Raw genomic sequence first — 17,895 nt, forward strand, 5'->3', positions numbered from 1 at the left:
AGATGAGCACCATCACGACCGAGGAACTCTCGGAGACCACCCTGCTGCGGTTCGCCACCGCCGGCTCCGTCGACGACGGCAAGTCCACCCTGGTGGGGCGGCTGCTGCACGACTCCAAGTCGGTCCTCACCGACCAGCTGGAGGCCGTGGAGCGCGCTTCGGCGAGCCGGGGCCAGGAGGCGCCGGACCTCGCGCTGCTGACGGACGGCCTGCGGGCCGAGCGGGAGCAGGGCATCACCATCGACGTGGCGTACCGCTACTTCGCCACGCCCCTGCGGCGGTTCATCCTCGCCGACACCCCCGGCCATGTGCAGTACACGCGGAACATGGTCACCGGCGCCTCCACCGCCGAGCTGACGGTCATCCTGGTCGACGCCCGCAACGGCGTCGTCGAGCAGACCCGCCGGCACGCCGCCCTCGCCGCCCTGCTGCGCGTCCCGCACGTGGTCCTCGCGGTCAACAAGATGGACCTCGTCGCGTACGAGGAGAAGGTGTTCGCCGCCATCGCCGAGGAGTTCACGGCCTACGCGACCGAGCTGGGCGTCCCCGAGGTCACCGCGATCCCGATCTCGGCGCTCGTCGGCGACAACGTGGTGGAGCCTTCCGCGAACATGGACTGGTACGGCGGCCCGACGGTGCTGGAGCACCTGGAGACGGTGCCGGTCAGCCACGACCTGAGCCACTGCCACGCCCGGCTGCCCGTGCAGTACGTGATCCGGCCGCAGAACTCCGACCACCCGGACTACCGGGGGTACGCGGGCCAGATCGCGGCCGGTTCCTTCCACGTCGGCGAGCAGGTCACCGTGCTGCCCTCGGGCCGCACCTCGAAGGTCGCCGGCATCGACCTGCTGGGCGAGCCGGTCGACGTCGCGTGGACCACGCAGTCGGTGACCCTCCTGCTGGAGGACGACATCGACATCTCGCGCGGCGACCTGATCGTGCCCACCAAGGACGCGCCCGCGACCACGCAGGACATCGAGGCGACCGTCTGCCATGTCGCGGACGCCGCGCTGACCGTCGGTCACCGGGTGCTGCTCAAGCACGGCACCCGCACGGTCAAGGCGATCGTCAAGGACATCCCGTCCCGTCTCACGCTCGACGACCTGTCCCTGCACCCGCACCCGGGACAGCTCGTCGCGAACGACATCGGCCGGGTGAAGATCCGTACCGCCGAGCCGCTGCCGGTCGACTCCTACTCCGACTCGCGCCGCACCGGCTCGTTCATCCTGATCGACCCGAACGACGGCCAGACCCTCACCGCCGGCATGGTCGGCGAGTCCTTCGCCTCCCCGGAGCCGGTGAAGGACGAGGCCGACGACGACGGGTGGGACTTCTGACATGAACTCCCCCGACTTCTACTCCACGTTCGCGAAGGAGGGCGGCCGCGTCGGCAGCGGTGCTCTCGGCAGCGGGCAGGGCGGAGTGGCGCGATGTGTGCGCTGACGTACGCGCACTGCCTGCGCGCCCTCACCCCCCACCGCCGTAGACGAAAACCTGCCGACCTCCCGGCCACGACCTGAGAGACCGTGACCGCCGGGCCTCCGAGAGGAACACCTCCCGTGCCTGCATCATCCGCTGTGCGCCGATCCCTCGCGGTCATGGCCGCGCTTCCCCTGCTCACTCTGGCCGCCTGCGGCTACGGCTCCAAGGCCGAGGACGACGGGGCCTCCAAGGTCGCCGCCGGGGCGAAGAAGATCGACGGTCTCGACAGCGTCAAGATCGGTTACTTCGGCAATCTGACCCATGGAACCGCGCTGGTTGGCGTGCAGAAGGGCATCTTCCAGAAGGCGCTGGGAGCCACCAAGGTCGAGCCCGCGATCTTCAACGCCGGTCCGTCCGAGATCGAGGCGCTGAACTCCAAGTCCATCGACATCGGCTGGATCGGCCCCTCCCCGGCGATCAACGGCTACACCAAGTCCGCCGGCAAGAACCTGCGCATCATCGGCGGTTCGGCGTCCGGCGGCGTGAAGCTGGTCGTCAACCCGGACAAGATCAAGTCCCTGAAGGACGTCAAGGGCAAGCGGATCGCGACCCCGCAGCTCGGCAACACGCAGGACGTGGCGTTCCTCAACTGGGCCGCCGAGCAGGGCTGGAAGGTCGACCCGCAGAGCGGCAAGGGTGACGTCACGGTCGTCCGCAGCGACAACAAGGTCACCCCGGACGCCTACAAGTCCGGATCCGTCGACGGTGCCTGGGTGCCGGAGCCGACCGCGTCGAAGCTGGTCGCCGAGGGCGGCAAGGTGCTGCTCGACGAGGCGTCGCTGTGGCCCGACAAGAAGTTCGTGATCACGAACATCATCGTGCGCCAGGACTTCCTCAAGGAGCACCCGAAGGTCGTCGAGGCCGTGCTGAAGGGCTCGGTCGACACCAACAAGTGGATCAACGCCAACCCGGACGCGGCGAAGGCGGCGGCGAACAAGCAGCTGGAGGCCGACTCCGGCAAGGCGCTGCCGGCCGATGTGCTGGACCCGGCGTGGAAGTCCATCCAGTTCACCGACGACCCGCTGGCCTCCACCCTCAACACCGAGGCCCAGCACGCCGTGAAGGCGGGGCTGCTGCAGAAGCCGAACCTGAACGGCATCTACGACCTCGCGCCGCTGAACAAGGTCCTCAAGGCCGAGGGCGCGCCCACGGTCGACGACGCCGGTCTCGGCGCCAAGTAGCCCGCATCCCGAAGAGTTCCCAGGAGGTGACGACCATGGCCACCACCCTCGCCAAGGCCGCCGACGGCACTGAGTCGGCCACGCACGCCGCCCGGATCGAACACGTCTCGAAGTCGTTCGCGGGCCCCGCCGGGCAGCAGCTCGTCCTGGACGACATCACCCTCGATGTCGCGCCCGGCGAGTTCGTCACCCTCCTGGGGGCCTCGGGCTGCGGCAAGTCCACGCTGCTCAACCTGGTGGCGGGCCTTGACCGGCCCAGCGCCGGCGAGATCACCACGGACGGCCGCCCGGCGCTGATGTTCCAGGAGCACGCGCTGTTCCCGTGGCTGACCGCGGGCAAGAACATCGAACTCGCCCTGAAACTGCGGGGCATCGCGAAGGCCGAGCGCCGCGAGCGGGCCGAGGAACTGCTCGAACTGGTCCGGCTGAAGGGCGCGTACGGCAAGCGGGTGCACGAGCTGTCGGGCGGTATGCGCCAGCGGGTCGCGCTGGCACGCGCGCTCGCCCAGGAGAGCAAGCTGCTGCTGATGGACGAGCCGTTCGCGGCGCTGGACGCGATCACGCGGGACGTGCTGCACGACGAGCTGACCCGCATCTGGCGCGAGACACAGCTGTCCGTCCTGTTCGTCACGCACAACGTGCGCGAGGCGGTCCGGCTCGCGCAGCGCGTGGTGCTGCTGTCCTCCCGTCCGGGCAAGATCGCCCGTGAGTGGACGGTGGACATCCCGCACCCGCGCCGCATCGAGGACACCCAGGTGGCGGAGCTGTCCGTCGAGATCACCGAAGAACTGCGTGGGGAGATCCGCCGTCATGGCCAGCACTGAATCGACGACCGTCGCCAAGGACGGCAGCGATCTCGCCGGTCTGGAGGCGGGCCTCGACGCGCTGGAGTCGAGGCAGACGCACCGCACTCCGTTCCGGCAGACCTTCGTCCAGAAGATCCTTCCGCCCGTCCTCGCCGTCGCGCTGGTGCTGGCGGTCTGGCAGGCCCTCGTCTCGTTCAAGGTCGTCGACGACCCGACCAAGCTGCCCGCGCCGTCCGCCGTGTGGGACGTCGTCCACACGGCTTGGCTCGAGGGCGAACTGCTCGGCTACATCTGGACCAGCGTCTCGCGCGGTCTGCTCGGCTTCTGCTTCGCCCTGCTGATCGGCACGCCGCTGGGCCTGCTGGTGGCCCGGGTGAAGTTCGTCCGCGCGGCCCTCGGCCCGATCCTGTCGGGCCTGCAGTCCCTGCCGTCGGTCGCCTGGGTTCCGCCGGCGGTGATCTGGCTGGGCCTGAACAACTCGATGATGTACGCGGTGATCCTGCTCGGCGCGGTCCCGTCGATCGCCAACGGTCTCGTCTCCGGCGTCGACCAGGTGCCCCCGCTGTTCCTGCGCGCGGGCCGCACGCTCGGCGCCACGGGCCTGAAGGGCACCTGGCACATCGTCCTGCCGGCCGCGCTGCCCGGCTATGTGGCCGGTCTGAAGCAGGGCTGGGCGTTCTCCTGGCGCTCCCTGATGGCCGCGGAGATCATCGCGTCCTTCCCCGACCTCGGCGTGGGCCTCGGCCAGCTGCTGGAGAACGGCCGCAACGCCAGCGACATGGCCATGGTGTTCGAGGCCATCCTGCTCATCCTGATCGTCGGCATCGCCATCGACCTGCTCATCTTCAGCCCGCTGGAGCGGTGGGTGCTGCGCAACCGCGGCCTGCTGGTGAAGAACTGAAGTCCCATGAACAACAAGCCTGTTCTCCTCGTCATCGCCCACGGCAGCCGCGACCCGCGGCACGCCGCGACCGTGCACGCCCTGGTACGCCGGGTACGCGCCCTGCGTCCCGACGTACGCGTGGAGACAGGCTTCCTGGACTTCAACGTCCCCTCGGTGCAGGGGGTACTGGAGTCCCTGGCGGTCCAGGGCGTCCGTGACGTCGTGGCCCTCCCCCTCCTGCTGACCCGGGCGTTCCACGCGAAAGCGGACATCCCAGCAGTCCTCGCGGACGCGCCCCCGCAGCTCCGCATCCACCAGGCGGAGGTCCTGGGCCCGTCCCCGCTGCTGCTGGCGACCCTGGAACGGCGCCTGTACGAGGCGGGCCTGTCGCCCGCCGACAAGTCCTCGACCGGGGTCGTCCTGGCCTCGGCGGGGTCCACCGACCCGGAGGCGATCGCAGTGATCGCAGAAATCGCGCGGGAGTGGCGGCACACCGGCTGGTGCGCCGTGCGGCCTGCGTTCGCCTCCGCCGGCTCTCCCGCGGGGTTCCCCCGCACCGAGGACGCCGTCCGCGAACTCCGCGCCCTCGGCTGCTCCCGGGTGGCCGTCGCCCCCTACGTCCTCGCCCCCGGCCGCCTCCCGGACCGCATCGCCCGGGGCGCGGCGGAGGCGGACGTCCTGGCCGACGTACTGGGACCGGCGCCGGAGGTGGCGAGGGTGGTGCTGGAGCGCTACGAGGCGGCGCGGGCTCCGATGCCGGCGGCCGTGAGCGCCTGACGGCACGAAGCCGTCACCGGGGTGGCAGCAGGGTGCCCAGCGGGCCCAGGTCCAGGTTGAGGTCCTCCGGGCGAAGGTCGTAGCGCGCGCAGAGTTCCCGCATGCGGTCGTCGAGGAGCATCAGGGTCAGGCCGACGCGTTCCTCCTGTTCCTCGGTCAGGTCTCCGACGTCGACGCGGTGCAGGGCCTGGCGTTCCATGAGCTGGCGGAGGAGTTCGACGACCGTCAGGACCAGTTTGACCAGGTCGCGTTCGACCGTGTCCGGGTCGGCGGTCAGACGGCGGGGGGCCGGGGACATGGAGCCTCACTGATCTGGGAGAGTGCCGACGCGGCCACGGGGGCGATGACCGCGCGCAGGTCGATGCGGACCAGGTCGACGTCCGCGATGGACAGGACGAGGTCGCCGGTGACGACGACACCGCCCTGGAGGAGCCGGTCGAGGAGGTCGATGAGGGCGACCGGGCGGTCGGCGTAGGGGGTGACGGTCACGCGGCGGGCTCCGGCTCCGGCTGGAGGGCGAAGGAGTAGGGGGCCCAGGGGCCGGTGACCTCCACGCGGAGGCCGGGGACGCCTTCGGCGGCCGCGAGTACGCCGGTGCGGAAGGCGTCGACGCGGTCGGCGCGGACGAGGTAGGCGTCGTTGCCGACGTTGGTGCCCGGGCCGGGGCCGGCGAGACTGCCGCGTTGCGGACTGTGTGCCACACGGTCGTCGGCGAGGGCGCGGGCCGTCTCGGTGAGGTGCGCGGCGGCCTGGGCGACCGTGCGCCAGGCCTCCTCGTTCCTGCGTTGCCTGCGGCGGCGGATCGACAGGTAGGCGCGGCCGGCACCGAGGCCGGTGGGCTGCTCCTGTCCGGCGCCGGTGTCCGCTTCGGGCGGGGTGATGTCGGGCGTGGCGTAGATCTTGACGCCGAGTTCCAGGTGGCCCGTGAGGCGGTGCAGCAGGGACAGGAAGTAGTCGCGTCTGATGTCGAGGGCCTGCCGGGCGCTGTCCTCGTCGTGGTAGACGGTGGCCAGGCGCAGGGGCAGTACGGCGGCGCCGCAGCCGACGAGTGCGGCCACCACGGCGTGGTGGGAACGGACCGTGGACTCCAGCCAGTCCAGGTCGTCGAGGTGGGCCTTGAGGGGCGTCTCGTCGTAGTCGGCGGCCGGGACGTGCCCGACGGCGAAGGCGAGGGGGTGCGTGCCGGCCGCCGGGTCGACCAGGTGGATCGGTTCTCCGGCGACTCCGCGCAGGTGCGTCACCGCCGCGGTGGCCTCGGGGGTGCGGCGCAGGACGGCGTAGGTGTACACGAGGTTCGGGTCGGTCATGGCTCCGGGCTCCTCTCGGCCGCTTTGAGTGCGGCGATCTCGGCACGCAGTCGTTCGTTCTCGTCGGCGAGGGACCGCTCGGGGCGGGCGGCCCTGGAGGAGAGGGAGGGGTCGTGTTCCCACCAGTCGATGCCCATCTCCTTCGCCTTGTCGACGGAGGCGACGAGCAGGCGCAGCTTGATGGTGAGCAGTTCGATGTCGAGCAGGTTGATCCGGATGTCGCCGGCGATGACCACGCCCTTGTCGAGGACCCGTTCGAGGATGTCGGCGAGGTTGGCGGTCTGGGCGCCGGGCCCCTGGTCGTAGGGGGAGGGAAAGCGGGACGGTCCGGCGCGTCCGCCTGCTGCCGGGTGGGTCATGGTCGGGGGCCTCGTCTCCGGGCGTTGATCTCGTCGAGCCGGTCCAGCAGTTCGTCCTCGCGGCGGTCGTACTCGGCCTCGTCGATCCGTCCCTCCAGCAGGGCGCGTTCCAGGTCGACGAGGGCCTGCCGGACGGGGGCGGGGTCGTAGTACTGCGCCTCGGCGGCGGCCTGGAGCTGCTCGGCGGCCCAGAGGGTGGTGCGCAGGGGCGCGAGCGGGAGGGTGAGGATGCCGGTGAGCAGGCCCATGGGTCAGGCGGCGAAGCTGTAGGGGGGCAGCGGACCGCGCAGGCGGAAGTCGTAGGCGTCGCCGTAGTCGTGGGCCAGGCCCCGGCCGGCCGCGGTGAACTCGTCGGCGCGAGCGCGTTCGACGAGGAAGGAGACGTTGAGGAAGTCGTCCTTGGACGGGTCGGCCACGACGCTGGCCCGGGCCAGCCCGGACAGTCGCCCGACGATCTCTTCGGCCTGCCGCCGCTGCCGGGCCTCGACCTGCCGGGCCACGAGTTCACCGAGGGCGAGGCGGTCCTCGTAGGCGCCGCTGCCGTCGCGGGTGTGCCGGTTGAGCCGGCGGGCCTCCTCGGACTCGTCGAGCACCTCGCGCAGCAGGTCGTCCTGGGAGCGGGCGGCCTTGAGGTTGAACTCGGCGGTGCCGTGCAGTTCGCCGAGCCTTCGGGCGTACTCCTCGCCCTTGTGCTCCAGGGCGGTCCTGACGGCGGTGTCGTCGGGGGCGAGCAGACCGAACCGCATGGGGAGGACCGATCCGTCGGCCATCAGGCGTTCTTGCAGTTCCTGGTGGGCGGCGAGGTCACGGCGTTTGGGCCGCAGGCCGGGGGGCGCGGCGCTGACCACGGCGGCGAGCGGCCCGTGGACGAGCACCCGCGGGGGCTCCTCGGTCCCGCCGACGGTACGCAGGCCGTCGAGCCGAAGGGGGTGGTCGGAGCGGGTGACGGCGTAGACGTAGACGCCGCTCACCGCTCCTCCTCGCGGCGGTCCTTGTCGTCGCGGTCGAAGATGTCCCCGATCGCGTCGATGGCCCCGCCGATCGCGCCGCTGGTCTTGCCCCGGGCGCCGCTCTCGACGAGGTTGCCGACGATGTCGGTGAGTTTGTCGGGGGCCTTGCGGCCGGCCTCCAGGTCGAGGCGGTTGCAGGCCTCGGCGAAGCGGAGGTAGGTGTCGACGCTGGCGATGACGATCCGTATGTCGATCTTCAGGATCTCGATGCCGACCAGTGAGACCCGGACGAACACGTCGATGACGAGTCCGCGGTCCAGGATCAGTTCGAGGATGTCGAAGAGTCCGGCCGAACCCGAACCGCTGGAGGTGGCGGCGGGTTGCATCCCGCCGGACTGCGTCATGACGGTCACGTGGGCGATTCCTCTCGCGAGAGTCCGTTCTCGTGCCGCCCGTAGGTACGGGGGTGGTGGCGGGCGTGTTCACGTGAACACCAAAAGACTTGCCGCGAGAGGAAGTTGAGAGGCGACGGGCCGGTCCTAGCGCTGCCGGTCGAGCTGGCCGCGGGCGTAACGGCGCACCCGCTCGTAGCCGAGCAGCAGGCCCTGCGGGTCGAGGGTGACCCGGTAGGTCGCCATGATGGTCATGGTGTCGGGAACCCGCTCCAGCTCCACGACCTCCACGTCCGCGCTCCAGCCGTCCGGGGTCGGGCGGACCGCGGTGACGGAGTCGGGCGTCGTGCCGAGCAGCTCGGCGAGCTGGGCCGCCGCGCCGCGCATGGCCTGGACGGCCGTCGTACGACCGGAGGGAGTCGTCTGATCATGGGTGCTCGTCATGGCCCTACGGTGCCAAGGCCGCGCGGCGCGTGGGGGCGATTCGGCCAAACGTCCGAGGCCGTTGACCTTGCCCCTGGGGCAGGGCCGAGGGTCCCGGCATGGACGAATACCACCTGAGGCAGACGCCGTACAGCGACCCCGGCGACCTGGACGCCGGCGGACTGCCCCGCGATCCGCGCCGGCTCGCCGCATCGGTGCGGGACCTGCTCATCCATCGTGGCGAGGGCCGGCTCTTCGGATACGAGGTCCCCGAGAAGCGGCTGCACCACGACGCCGAGTCCCGCTACGTCACCAAGATCCTGCGGATCCTGGCGGAACGCGGGGACACCCCGCTCACCGAACGGCGCTCGCCCGACGGACGGTTCGTGGGCACGTGCCGGGACTTCTCGCTCCTGCTGTGCTCCCTGCTGCGCGCGACGGGGACGCCCGCGCGGCTGCGCTGCGGGTTCGCCACCTACTTCGTCGACGACTGGTACGAGGACCACTGGGTCACCGAGTACCGCGCGCCGGACGGCCGGTGGCGGCTTGCCGACGCGCAGGTTCACCACGAGTACGACGTGCCGTTCGATCCGATGGACGTGCCGCGGGACCGCTTCCTCGTGGCCGGGGACGTATGGCGGGCCTGCCGTGAAGGGCGGGTGGACCCGCAGACGTGCGGGTTCAGCCCCGTCGAGGGGCTCCGGGGCCTGTGGTTCGTACGCGGCAACGTGCTGCGCGACCTGGCCGCGCTGAACGGCGTCGAGCTGCTCCCCTGGGACGGCTGGGAACCGCATCTCCTCGCCCATGCGCCCCTCACCGAGGACGACCTCGCCGCAGCCGACGCGGTCGCCGCGGCCCGCTCCGAGGACGACTGGCGCCGGCTCTACGCGGACCCGCGGATGACCGTGCCGGCCGAGATCACGTCGCACGCGCCCTACCTCGGCGACCGCCAGGTCACGTTGCCCCCTCGCTGAACGGTGTCGCCTGGTGGAAGTAGAGCAGCCACCCGTTGTCCGTCCGCCGCCACAGCGAGCTGCGGTGCGCGGAGCTGCCGTCGTACTCCGTGTCGTAGACGAGGTGGACCAGGTCGGGGGCCAGCTGTACGCCCCGCATCCCGGAGGCGACGACGGGCCGGGAGTCCGAGTCGGTGGTCTCGGCCAGGGAGGCGATGATCGCGGCCCGGTCCCAGTGCCGCCCGGAGGCGCCGAACTCGTGGAAGTCGGGGTGCAGCAGCGCCCCGACCCGCTCGGGCGAGCGGCGGACCTCCGGGGTGAGCAGGGCCAGTTCGCCCTCGACGGCGGCCTTGACGTCCGGGGTGTGTTCAGGCATCGGTCATCTCCACCAGCTTCACGACGGTGTTCCAGTTGCGGGTCGTGGCGATCACGCCCTTGTTGATCCGCGGCTTGGACAGGTGTTCGGCCAGCTTGGAGCGGCCGAGGCCGTTCGGGGCGTACAGGTACAGGGCGCGGTCGCCCAGGCGGAACTCCTCGGGGAGGTAGGCGGCCTGGTCGATCTCCGCGAAGCGGTCGGGGGCCACGGGCGTGGAGAAGTAGGTGACGTGGAGCTGCTTGGCCTCCAGCTCGGCGGCCGGGAAGGGGCACGCGTCGGCGATCGCCTTCAGATAGGCGTGGTCGCGCACGATCACATCGACGCCGAAGCCGAAGTGCTTCTCGATGGCCCGCGTGATCTCGGCCGCCAGCGACCGCTCGTCACCGTGACCGGAAGTGAACACCGCCTGGCCGCTCTGCAGATACGTGCGCACGCCCTCGTGGCCGAGGCCTTCCAGGAGCGTGCGCAGGTCCGCCATCGGGACCCTTCGGCTGCCGCCCACGTTGATGCCGCGCAGCAGTGCCGCGTACGTCGTCGTCATCCGCACACCTTAGGACGGCCGTCGTGCCCCGTGGGGGTGGGCACGAGGGCCGTCGGCGGGCGGCTGCCCGGCCCCGTAAATTACTCATCGGTCACCGCGGGGCACAACCATCTGCTCAGGATCCACACAGTGTGTGTAAGGGGCCACGGTCCCTCGCGGTCCTCCCCAGTGGGGAGAAAGCCAGGTCCATGGGGATGAGTTCCGGCCCCGCCACCTCACCGGGCAGCACGACGAGATGGTTTTATCCGGCCCATACCTTCGAGACGGAAGGGGGCGGCAGGGGGCCGCCACCGCTGCACGAGGGGGCGAGCCCGTCATGGGGAACGGAGAAGCGCGGGTGCGGGGCTTTGCGGCCCGGGCCGGCGGCTGGAGCGCCCGGCACCGATGGGCCGCCGTCGGCATCTGGGTGCTGTTCGTCGTCCTGGCGATGGGGCTCGGTTCGGCGGCGGGCCGGGTCGACGTCAAGGACAGCGACCAGCTGAAGGGGGAGACGCACACCGCCGCGCGGATCATCGAGGACGCCGGGATCGACGAGCCGGCCGGTGAGAGTGTCCTGATCCAGGCCAGGGGTGGTGGTCTCAAGGCCACGGACGCCGAGTTCAGGAGCGCCGTGACCGCCGTGGTCGAGGCCGTCGAGGGGACCGGCGAGGTCACCGACGTGACCTCGCCGTACGACACGAAGACGATCTCGAAGGACGGGCGCAGCGCGCTCGTGCAGTTCGACATGCGCGGCGCGGCGGACACCGCCGGCGAGCGGGTCGAGCCGGTGCTGAAGGCCGTCGAGGGCGTCCAGAAGGACCACGCGTCGCTGCGGATCGAGGAGATCGGCGGCGCCAGCATGATGAAGACGTTCGACGACGCGTTCGGGGACGACTTCAAGAAGGCCGAGTACTCCGCGGTGCCGGTGGCCCTCGGCATTCTGCTCATCGCCTTCGGCGCGCTGGTGGCGGCGCTGCTGCCGGTGGCGCTGGCGGTCACCGCGATCATGGCGACGATGGGCCTGATGGGAATCGTCAGCCACCTCCAGCCGATGAGCGACACCGCCAACTCCGTGATGCTGCTGGTCGGCATGGCGGTCGGCGTCGACTACTGCCTGTTCTATCTGCGCCGGGAGCGCGAGGAGCGCGAGGCCGGCCATGACGCGCGAACGGCCCTCAGGATCGCCGCCGCGACCAGTGGCCGCGCGATCGTCGTCTCCGGTGTCACGGTCTGCGTGGCCATGGCGGGCATGCTGTTCACCGGGCTCGCCGAGTTCGAGGCGATGGGCCTGGCCTCCCTGATGGTGGTGGCCGTGGCCATGGTGGGCTCCGTGACGGTGCTGCCCGCGCTGCTGTCGCTGCTGGGCGAGCGCGTGGAGAAGGGCCGCATTCCCTTCCTGCGCCGGCGCAAGCCGGGCGGCAGCCAGGACAGCCGGTTCTGGACGGCCGTACTGCGGCGCGTCCTCGCCCGGCCCGTGATCGCCGTGGCGGTGGCGGCCGGTGCGCTGCTGGCCATCGCCGCTCCCGCGCTCGGCATGAAGACCCAGCAGCTCACGCTGGACCAGGAGTTCGGCGACTCGCTGCCGATCGTGCAGACGTACAACCGGCTCAACGATGCCTTCCCGGGCGGTTCGGAGCCGGCCGAGGTGGTCGTCAGGGCGGACGACATCAACGCGCCGGAGGTGAAGTCCGCACTCGCCGACTTCCGTGACCGGGCGATCAGTTCGGGCGCCTCGCGCGGCCCGGTGGAGATCAAGCTGCACGACACGCGGAACGTCGCGTTCGTCTACGTCCCGCTGGTCGGCGGCTCCGACCTGGACCGGGCGGGCGCGAGCCTGGACAAGCTGCGTGACGAGGTGCGTCCGGCCACGCTCGGCAGGGTCGAGGGGGTCGAGGCGCCGATCACCGGGCAGGTCGCGGGGTCGAAGGACTTCAACGACCAGCTGGCCGGAGCCGTCGTGCCGGTCTTCGCGTTCGTCGTGGTCTTCGCCTTCCTGCTGATGCTGCTGTCGTTCCGCTCGCTGACGATCGCGCTCACGTCGATCGTGCTGAACCTGCTGTCGGTGGGCGCGGCGTACGGCGTCCTCGTCGCGATCTTCCAGCACGGCTGGGGCGCGTCCCTGGTGGGCGCGGAGGGCGTCGGCGCCATCATCACCTGGCTGCCGCTCTTCCTGTTCGTGATCCTGTTCGGCCTGTCGATGGACTACCACGTGTTCGTGGTCTCCCGGATACGGGAGGCGCGGCTGCGGGGTCTGGCGACGAAGGACGCGATCCGGCACGGCGTGGTCACCACGGCCGGGGTCGTCACCAGTGCCGCGGTCATCATGGTCGCCGTGTTCGCGATCTTCGGGACGCTGTCCATGCAGTCCATGAAGCAGATGGGCGTCGGCCTCGCGGCCGCGGTGCTCATCGACGCGACGATCATCCGGGGTGTGCTGCTGCCGGCGGTGATGGCGCTGCTCGGGGAGCGCAACTGGTATCTGCCGCAGTGGCTGCACCGGCTGCCGGACCTCACGCACGACGAGGCGCCGCGGGCGGTCGTCGCCGGACCGGTGGCGCGGGACGACGAGGGCGAGCCCCTCAAGGTCTGATCCCCGCCGCCGCTCGAAGGGCCTGTTGGTTGCCTGGGCAACCAACAGGCCCTCTCAGTTCGTGAGTCGGCGCACGTGCAGCACGCTCGCGTCGCAGCGGACGATCTCCAGCTCCCGGTCCGGACGGGCACCGCCGAAGGTGAGCGCGATATGACGGTCCGCCACGAGCCGCCAGCGGCCGGGCACGGCCGCGGGAGCGTCACCGCGTCCCAGCGGGTGGTCGACGAAGGTGCCGTCGGGCGCGAACTCCATGCCGCGGCGCCCGCGCGCGGGCGGGAAGGGGTAGTCGTCGGGCCGGTACACCCGCACGTCCTCGTGGTCCTCCTCGTAGGAATGGATCCAGGAACGGAACAGGTCCGACGAGGGCTCTCGCATGACCCGGCCACCTCACTCGCCCAAAGCCGTTCACATTGCCGGTCTTATACCTGAGTGACTAGGATTGTCATTGTATGGGTTTGGAGGGAACGGGCAACCGACCGCTCCGCCCGGCGTCGCCCGGCCCTCGCGGCGCGTGTCAGACGCGCACTTCCGCAGCCGCGTGCGCGGCACACCCTCAGCTTCCCGAGGGGCAGTCATGTCCGACGCCCAGTCCTATCTCCGCGTCACCTCCGCCGACTACAGCCACTGGTGCGGTGCCATGGAGGTGCACCGCAGACTCCTCGACCTGAACCCGGAGTACGCCGAGAACCGGGCCCTGATCGAGAACACCGCGTTCACCTACGAGCAGCTGGAACAAGTCACCGGCCGGCAGAGCCTCGTCGACATCCCCGTCGTCGTGCACGTCGTGCACAGCACGCCCGAGCAGAACGTGAGCGACGCCCAGATCCAGAGTCAGATCGAGGTGCTCAACCAGGACTTCCGGGCCGGCAACCCGGATGTCAACAAGGTTCCGGCGGCCTGGCAGGACCTCGTGGCCGATGTGCGCCTGCAGTTCCACCTCGCCCGGACCGACCCGCTGGGCCGCCCCACCAACGGCATCACCCGCACCCCGTCCTCGACCCGGGACTGGGGCACGGACGACCTGGTCAAGTTCAGTCTGAGCGGGGGGCGGGACGCCTGGCCCGCGGACATCTACCTGAACCTCTGGGTCAGCCCGCTGCGCCGCGGACTGCTGGGCTATGCCCAGTTCCCGGGCGGCGCCGCCTCCACGGACGGGGTGGTCGTCACCACCTCCGCCTTCGGGACCACCGGCACCGCCAAGGCGCCGTTCGACGGCGGCCGTACGGCCGTGCACGAGATCGGGCACTGGCTGAACCTGCGGCACATCTGGGGCGACGACGACGAGGGGTGCAGCGGCGGCGACTTCGTGTCGGACACCCCCAACCAGGCGGGGCCGAACCTCGGTTCACCCGACTTCCCCCATGTGACGTGCGGCAACGGGCCGAACGGCGACATGTTCATGAACTACATGGACTACACCGACGACGCCGCGATGTTCATGTTCACCAAGGGGCAGGCGGCGCGCATGGACGCCACGCTGGACCAGGCCCGGCAGACCCTCACCCGCCAGGCCGTCGCGGTGTGACGGCCCCGGCACTTGCATGAAACCGACTAGCCCTGACGAGCGGGCAGTTCGGCCTCGATGAGGTCGGCCGCGCGGGATGTGCCGCCCTCCTGGGCCAGCTCGGCCTGGAGATCCTTCAGGCGGCGGGCGACCTCCGGGTCGCCGAGCAGGGCGAGGGCCGTCTCGCGCAGGGGGCCGGCGGTCGCCTCCTCGGTGGGGACGCACTTGGCGACGCCGAGGCCCTGGAGGACCTCCGCGTTGCCGAACTGGTCAGCCGCCTGCGGTACGGCGATCATCGGCGTGGCGGTGGCGAGGCCCTCCTGGCTGCCGCCCGCGCCGGCGTGCGTCACGAACAGGTCGGCCTGCCTCAGGATCGCCGGCTGCGGAACCCAGGAGTGCACCTCGACGTTGGCGGGGACGTCCCCCAGTTCGGCCGGGTCGACGTGCTTGCCGATCGACAGCACCAGATGCCAGCCGGGCAGGTCGCCGAACGCCTTGACGCACTCCCGGTAGAAGCCGGGCTGCTTGGTGAAGGCGGACCCGAGGGAGACGAGGACGACCTTCTCGGCAGCGGCCGGCCGCTGCCAGTCGCCCTCGGTGGTGCGCCGGCCCTGGCATGCTCCGACAAAGGTGTACACGCTCTGGTCAACACGGTCCGCGCTCCACTGGAACGCCTTGGGAATCAGGACGAGCGAGCGGTCGGGCCGGCCCACGAACGGGTCGGGGTGCCGGGTGATCCCGTTCTCCTCCAGCCAGGCGCTGAACCGGGCGTAGTAGGCGCGCCCGCGCTCGGTCTTCCTCGGCTCCGCCCACATCGGCTCGGCGACCTCCTCCTCGTACCCCTCCCAGGCGACCATGGCCGGTGACAGGGAGATCGCGGGAACGCCCCAGCGGTGGGCGAGGACGCGGGCCGGATAGGCGGCGATGTCGTGCAGCACGAGGTCCGGCTCGTCGCCCTCGTAGGCCTCGATCAGCTGCGGGAGGGCATGGATCGCGTCGTCGAGGAACGGCTCCATGATCTCCAGCAGCTCGCTCCCCCAGGCGTCCGGGTCGTCGTCGGGCGAGGGCAGCGTGGAGTTCCAGGGCTTCACCTCGGCACCGGTCTGCGCGATCTTCTCCGCGAAGACCGGCGGGATCGCGTAGGTCACCCGGTGGCCGCGCGCCACGAGCTCGCGGATCACCTCGAGGCTCGGGTTCACGTGGCCATGGGCGGCGATGGAGAACATGGCGATGTGCGCGCGGTTGGTCATGGAACCGACCGTACGCGAGACGAGACGTCTCGTGCAACTTTTTCAGACGGCCGGTGCCGTTCACGCCGGTGCCGCTCACGTGGTGGGGCAGCGCGCCGCCGTGCCCTCGACGCGGCGGCCGTCCCGGCCCTCGACCGTGACCGTCACCGGGTCGTCCCCGGGGCTGGAGACACGCGCTGCGACGGCGGCGGTGCAGATCAGCTGGGTCAGCGCGAGATCGGGCAGTTCACCGGTGGAGGGCAGGGACAGTTCGATGGACACGCGATCGCCCCGGGTGGTGACCTTCGCGAAGTCCGTGGCTTCGGCCGCTTGCGGGACCTGTGTGCCAGGCTCCCGCGACGCCTCCGTCGCCGGTGGCCGGTCAGGCTCGGCCGGGACCGCCGTCGGCAGGTCGGTCCCGGTCACCGGCAGCGACGACTGCAGCCCAGAGGCCTGTTCCTCCGCCGTGGGCCCTTGCAGCAGCACCTCCACGGCCGAGGCGGCGCCGATCGGGGTGACGCCCCGGCGCGGGACGGGCACGGGCTTGCCGTCCGCCACGAAGTAGACCCGTACCGTCGGCACGACCCCGCCGGCGGGACCGCCCGCCTCCACCACGCCGGTGGCCGGGATGCCGCAGGAGGCGAGCCCGCACAGCGCCGGCACGGCCAGCAGGGCGGCTCGGCGCCGGGCGGTCACAGGTGCTCCCCGTGGGCCGGTTCGTCCCGGCGCAGCGGGAGTTCGACGGTGAACACCGCGCCGCCCTCCGGACGGTTGGCCGCCCGGACGCTGCCGCCGTGCACCCGGACGTTCTCGGCGGTGATGGCGAGACCCAGACCACTGCCCTCGGTTCGGATGCGGGCGGTGTCCGACTTGTAGAAGCGCTCGAAGACATGCGGCAGGACGTCCTCGGGGATTCCGGGGCCGCTGTCCAGCACCTCGATGACCGCCGACCGCTCGCCGTGCGCGCGCAGACGCAGACGGACCGGCCGGGCGCCGTGCCGGAGCGCGTTGCCGACCAGGTTCGCCACCACGACGTCCAGCCGGCGCGGGTCGACCCGGCCGCGTACGGCGTCCGGCGGCGGCAGGTCCGTGTCCACCAGGTCCGCCCAGGCACGGTCGGCGAGGGTGCGGCGCAGCGACTCGGCGAGGTCGATCTCGTCCAGGTGCAGCACCGCGGCGCCCGCGTCGAAACGGGAGATCTCCATCAGGTCGTCCACGAGACGGGCCAGTTTCACGGTCTCCTCGCTGATCAGCCGGACCGCGGTGGCGGTGTCCGGGTCGAGACGGGCTGCGTCCTCGTCGAGGACGTCGGTCACCGCCGCCATGGCGGCCAGCGGGGTGCGCAGTTCGTGCGAGACGTCCGCGGCGAACCGGCGGGCCCGGGCCTCCATGCCGCGCAGTTCGGCCACCGACTCCTCCAGGGCGGCGGCCGTCTCGTTGAACGTGTGGGACAGATCGGCGAGTTCGTCGGAGCCGTTGACGGCGAGCCGGGTGTCCAGCCGCCCTTCGGCGATGCTGCGGGTGGCGCGGCGCAGTGCGCGCACCGGCCGCAGCACCCCGCGCGCGGCGAGCAGCGCGAGCAGGACGGCGACGCCCAGCGCGGGCACGGTGGCCCGTTCCACGGCGGTGACCAGGGCGTCCACGTACCGCTGTTCGGTGGCCTGCGGCACCGTGAGGAAGACCTGGATCCCCGAGGCGATCCCGCGGTTCTCCTCGCCGGCGAACATGACCGACATACCGACGACCAGTGAGGTGTGGTCGCCGGTGTTCACGCGCTGGAAGACGGTGGCCGGGCTGGAGTCCACGGCCTCGCGCAAGTCGGGGGTCAGCTCGCCGAACGGGTCGCCGGGAAGGGACGTGGCACTCAGATCCTCGTAGACGGCCAGCACCCGCCAGTTCCCGGACGGCTCCGCGCGGGCCACATCACCGGCGAAGCGGCGCAGTTCGGCCGCGACCGGGGGGAAGGACAACTGCGGGGCGAGCCGGTCGACCTGGGTGCGCAGCAGCTTGATCACGGTGTCCTGGCTCTGCTGGAGCACACCCGTGCGCGCCTCCCGGAAGCTCAGGGCGCCGGTGGTCGCCGCGGTGAGCGCGGCGACGAGCGCGAACGCCACCACGAGGCGCGTACGCAGCCCGCGCAGACGGGGGAACAGGCCGCGCAGG

At 71.2% G+C, this 17,895-nt stretch carries 21 protein-coding genes and 1 pseudogene; 8 read left to right on the top strand and 14 right to left on the bottom strand.

What is annotated here, in order from left to right; genetic code table 11:
- The first annotated feature begins 2 nt into the window (after positions 1-2).
- The 5 genes from ACZ58V_RS28640 (at position 3) to ACZ58V_RS28660 (ending at position 5,129) form a co-directional block, all read left to right on the top strand.
- Positions 3-1,337 (top strand): sulfate adenylyltransferase subunit 1, encoded by a 1,335-nt coding sequence (locus ACZ58V_RS28640; protein ID WP_468191797.1) that lies wholly within the window; start codon positions 3-5, stop codon positions 1,335-1,337.
- 222 nt (positions 1,338-1,559) lie between these two features.
- Positions 1,560-2,663 (top strand): ABC transporter substrate-binding protein, encoded by a 1,104-nt coding sequence (locus ACZ58V_RS28645; protein WP_471293433.1) that lies wholly within the window; start codon positions 1,560-1,562, stop codon positions 2,661-2,663.
- A 35-nt stretch (positions 2,664-2,698) separates the two neighbouring features.
- The gene (locus ACZ58V_RS28650) at positions 2,699-3,487 is read left to right on the top strand and encodes an ABC transporter ATP-binding protein (protein ID WP_215117810.1); all 789 of its coding nucleotides are present in this window, start codon (positions 2,699-2,701) and stop codon (positions 3,485-3,487) included.
- Positions 3,474-4,370, top strand: coding sequence for an ABC transporter permease (locus tag ACZ58V_RS28655; protein ID WP_468191803.1), 897 nt, complete (start codon positions 3,474-3,476; stop codon positions 4,368-4,370). The genes ACZ58V_RS28650 and ACZ58V_RS28655 overlap by 14 nt, the downstream gene beginning before the upstream one ends.
- Before the next feature lie 6 nt (positions 4,371-4,376).
- Complete coding sequence (locus ACZ58V_RS28660) at positions 4,377-5,129, top strand: sirohydrochlorin chelatase (protein WP_471293437.1); 753 nt, start codon at positions 4,377-4,379, stop codon at positions 5,127-5,129.
- Between the two features lie 13 nt (positions 5,130-5,142).
- On the opposite strand, the gene ACZ58V_RS28665 is transcribed toward ACZ58V_RS28660, so the two are convergent.
- From ACZ58V_RS28665 to ACZ58V_RS28700, 8 genes are all read right to left on the bottom strand, one after another.
- Positions 5,143-5,427 (bottom strand): gas vesicle protein K, encoded by a 285-nt coding sequence (locus tag ACZ58V_RS28665; protein WP_468191809.1) that lies wholly within the window; start codon positions 5,425-5,427, stop codon positions 5,143-5,145.
- On the bottom strand, positions 5,403-5,618 hold the full coding sequence (locus tag ACZ58V_RS28670) for a gas vesicle protein (RefSeq protein WP_468191812.1): 216 nt from the start codon (positions 5,616-5,618) through the stop codon (positions 5,403-5,405). Before ACZ58V_RS28670 ends, ACZ58V_RS28665 begins: the two co-directional genes overlap by 25 nt.
- A complete protein-coding gene (locus tag ACZ58V_RS28675) occupies positions 5,615-6,436 on the bottom strand; it encodes a GvpL/GvpF family gas vesicle protein (RefSeq protein WP_471293440.1) in 822 nt (273 codons plus the stop codon). The genes ACZ58V_RS28670 and ACZ58V_RS28675 overlap by 4 nt, the downstream gene beginning before the upstream one ends.
- Positions 6,433-6,795, bottom strand: a complete 363-nt coding sequence (locus ACZ58V_RS28680; protein WP_471293443.1) for a gas vesicle protein — start codon at positions 6,793-6,795, stop codon at positions 6,433-6,435. Before ACZ58V_RS28680 ends, ACZ58V_RS28675 begins: the two co-directional genes overlap by 4 nt.
- Complete coding sequence (locus ACZ58V_RS28685; protein ID WP_193476680.1) at positions 6,792-7,043, bottom strand: gas vesicle protein GvpG; 252 nt, start codon at positions 7,041-7,043, stop codon at positions 6,792-6,794. Before ACZ58V_RS28685 ends, ACZ58V_RS28680 begins: the two co-directional genes overlap by 4 nt.
- A 3-nt stretch (positions 7,044-7,046) precedes the next feature.
- Entirely contained in the window at positions 7,047-7,766 is a 720-nt protein-coding gene (locus ACZ58V_RS28690) for a GvpL/GvpF family gas vesicle protein (protein ID WP_471293446.1), read from the bottom strand.
- Positions 7,763-8,149 carry a gas vesicle protein GvpJ gene (gene gvpJ, locus ACZ58V_RS28695; protein WP_468192441.1) on the bottom strand — a complete coding sequence of 129 codons (387 nt, stop codon included), beginning with the start codon at positions 8,147-8,149 and terminating at the stop codon, positions 7,763-7,765. Before gvpJ ends, ACZ58V_RS28690 begins: the two co-directional genes overlap by 4 nt.
- 135 nt (positions 8,150-8,284) lie before the next feature.
- Positions 8,285-8,581: a gas vesicle protein GvpO gene (locus ACZ58V_RS28700; RefSeq protein ID WP_471293449.1), complete on the bottom strand. Its 297-nt coding sequence runs from the start codon at positions 8,579-8,581 to the stop codon at positions 8,285-8,287.
- A 98-nt stretch (positions 8,582-8,679) separates the two neighbouring features.
- On the opposite strand from ACZ58V_RS28700, the gene ACZ58V_RS28705 reads away from it, so the two are divergent.
- Positions 8,680-9,534 carry a transglutaminase-like domain-containing protein gene (locus ACZ58V_RS28705; protein WP_471293452.1) on the top strand — a complete coding sequence of 285 codons (855 nt, stop codon included), beginning with the start codon at positions 8,680-8,682 and terminating at the stop codon, positions 9,532-9,534.
- Here ACZ58V_RS28705 and ACZ58V_RS28710 read toward each other — a convergent pair.
- Together ACZ58V_RS28710 and ACZ58V_RS28715 are read right to left on the bottom strand one after the other, a co-directional pair.
- A complete protein-coding gene (locus ACZ58V_RS28710) occupies positions 9,515-9,889 on the bottom strand; it encodes a nuclear transport factor 2 family protein (RefSeq protein WP_468191826.1) in 375 nt (124 codons plus the stop codon). The genes ACZ58V_RS28705 and ACZ58V_RS28710 overlap by 20 nt on opposite strands.
- On the bottom strand, positions 9,882-10,430 hold the full coding sequence (locus ACZ58V_RS28715) for a DUF1697 domain-containing protein (RefSeq protein ID WP_468191829.1): 549 nt from the start codon (positions 10,428-10,430) through the stop codon (positions 9,882-9,884). Before ACZ58V_RS28715 ends, ACZ58V_RS28710 begins: the two co-directional genes overlap by 8 nt.
- Positions 10,431-10,746: 316 nt before the next feature.
- On the opposite strand from ACZ58V_RS28715, the gene ACZ58V_RS28720 reads away from it, so the two are divergent.
- Positions 10,747-12,999: an MMPL family transporter gene (locus tag ACZ58V_RS28720; RefSeq protein WP_471293455.1), complete on the top strand. Its 2,253-nt coding sequence runs from the start codon at positions 10,747-10,749 to the stop codon at positions 12,997-12,999.
- 54 nt (positions 13,000-13,053) lie between these two features.
- Here ACZ58V_RS28720 and ACZ58V_RS28725 read toward each other — a convergent pair whose 3' ends face one another.
- Positions 13,054-13,374, bottom strand: coding sequence for a hypothetical protein (locus ACZ58V_RS28725; RefSeq protein ID WP_468191835.1), 321 nt, complete (start codon positions 13,372-13,374; stop codon positions 13,054-13,056).
- 199 nt (positions 13,375-13,573) lie between these two features.
- Here ACZ58V_RS28725 and ACZ58V_RS28730 point away from each other — a divergent pair, with 199 nt between their 5' ends.
- Positions 13,574-14,524 (top strand): zinc metalloprotease, encoded by a 951-nt coding sequence (locus ACZ58V_RS28730; RefSeq protein ID WP_468191838.1) that lies wholly within the window; start codon positions 13,574-13,576, stop codon positions 14,522-14,524.
- Between the two features lie 26 nt (positions 14,525-14,550).
- Here ACZ58V_RS28730 and mgt read toward each other — a convergent pair.
- The 3 genes and pseudogenes from mgt to ACZ58V_RS28745 all read right to left on the bottom strand — a co-directional run bounded on the left by mgt (position 14,551) and on the right by ACZ58V_RS28745 (position 17,849).
- Positions 14,551-15,799, bottom strand: a pseudogene (mgt, locus tag ACZ58V_RS28735) (macrolide-inactivating glycosyltransferase).
- Between the two features lie 29 nt (positions 15,800-15,828).
- On the bottom strand, positions 15,829-16,428 hold the full coding sequence (locus tag ACZ58V_RS28740; protein ID WP_471293459.1) for a hypothetical protein: 600 nt from the start codon (positions 16,426-16,428) through the stop codon (positions 15,829-15,831).
- Entirely contained in the window at positions 16,425-17,849 is a 1,425-nt protein-coding gene (locus ACZ58V_RS28745; RefSeq protein ID WP_471293805.1) for a sensor histidine kinase, read from the bottom strand. Before ACZ58V_RS28745 ends, ACZ58V_RS28740 begins: the two co-directional genes overlap by 4 nt.
- Positions 17,850-17,895 lie beyond the last annotated feature (46 nt).

It is taken from the genome of Streptomyces sp. NPDC040589 (genome assembly GCF_055594445.1).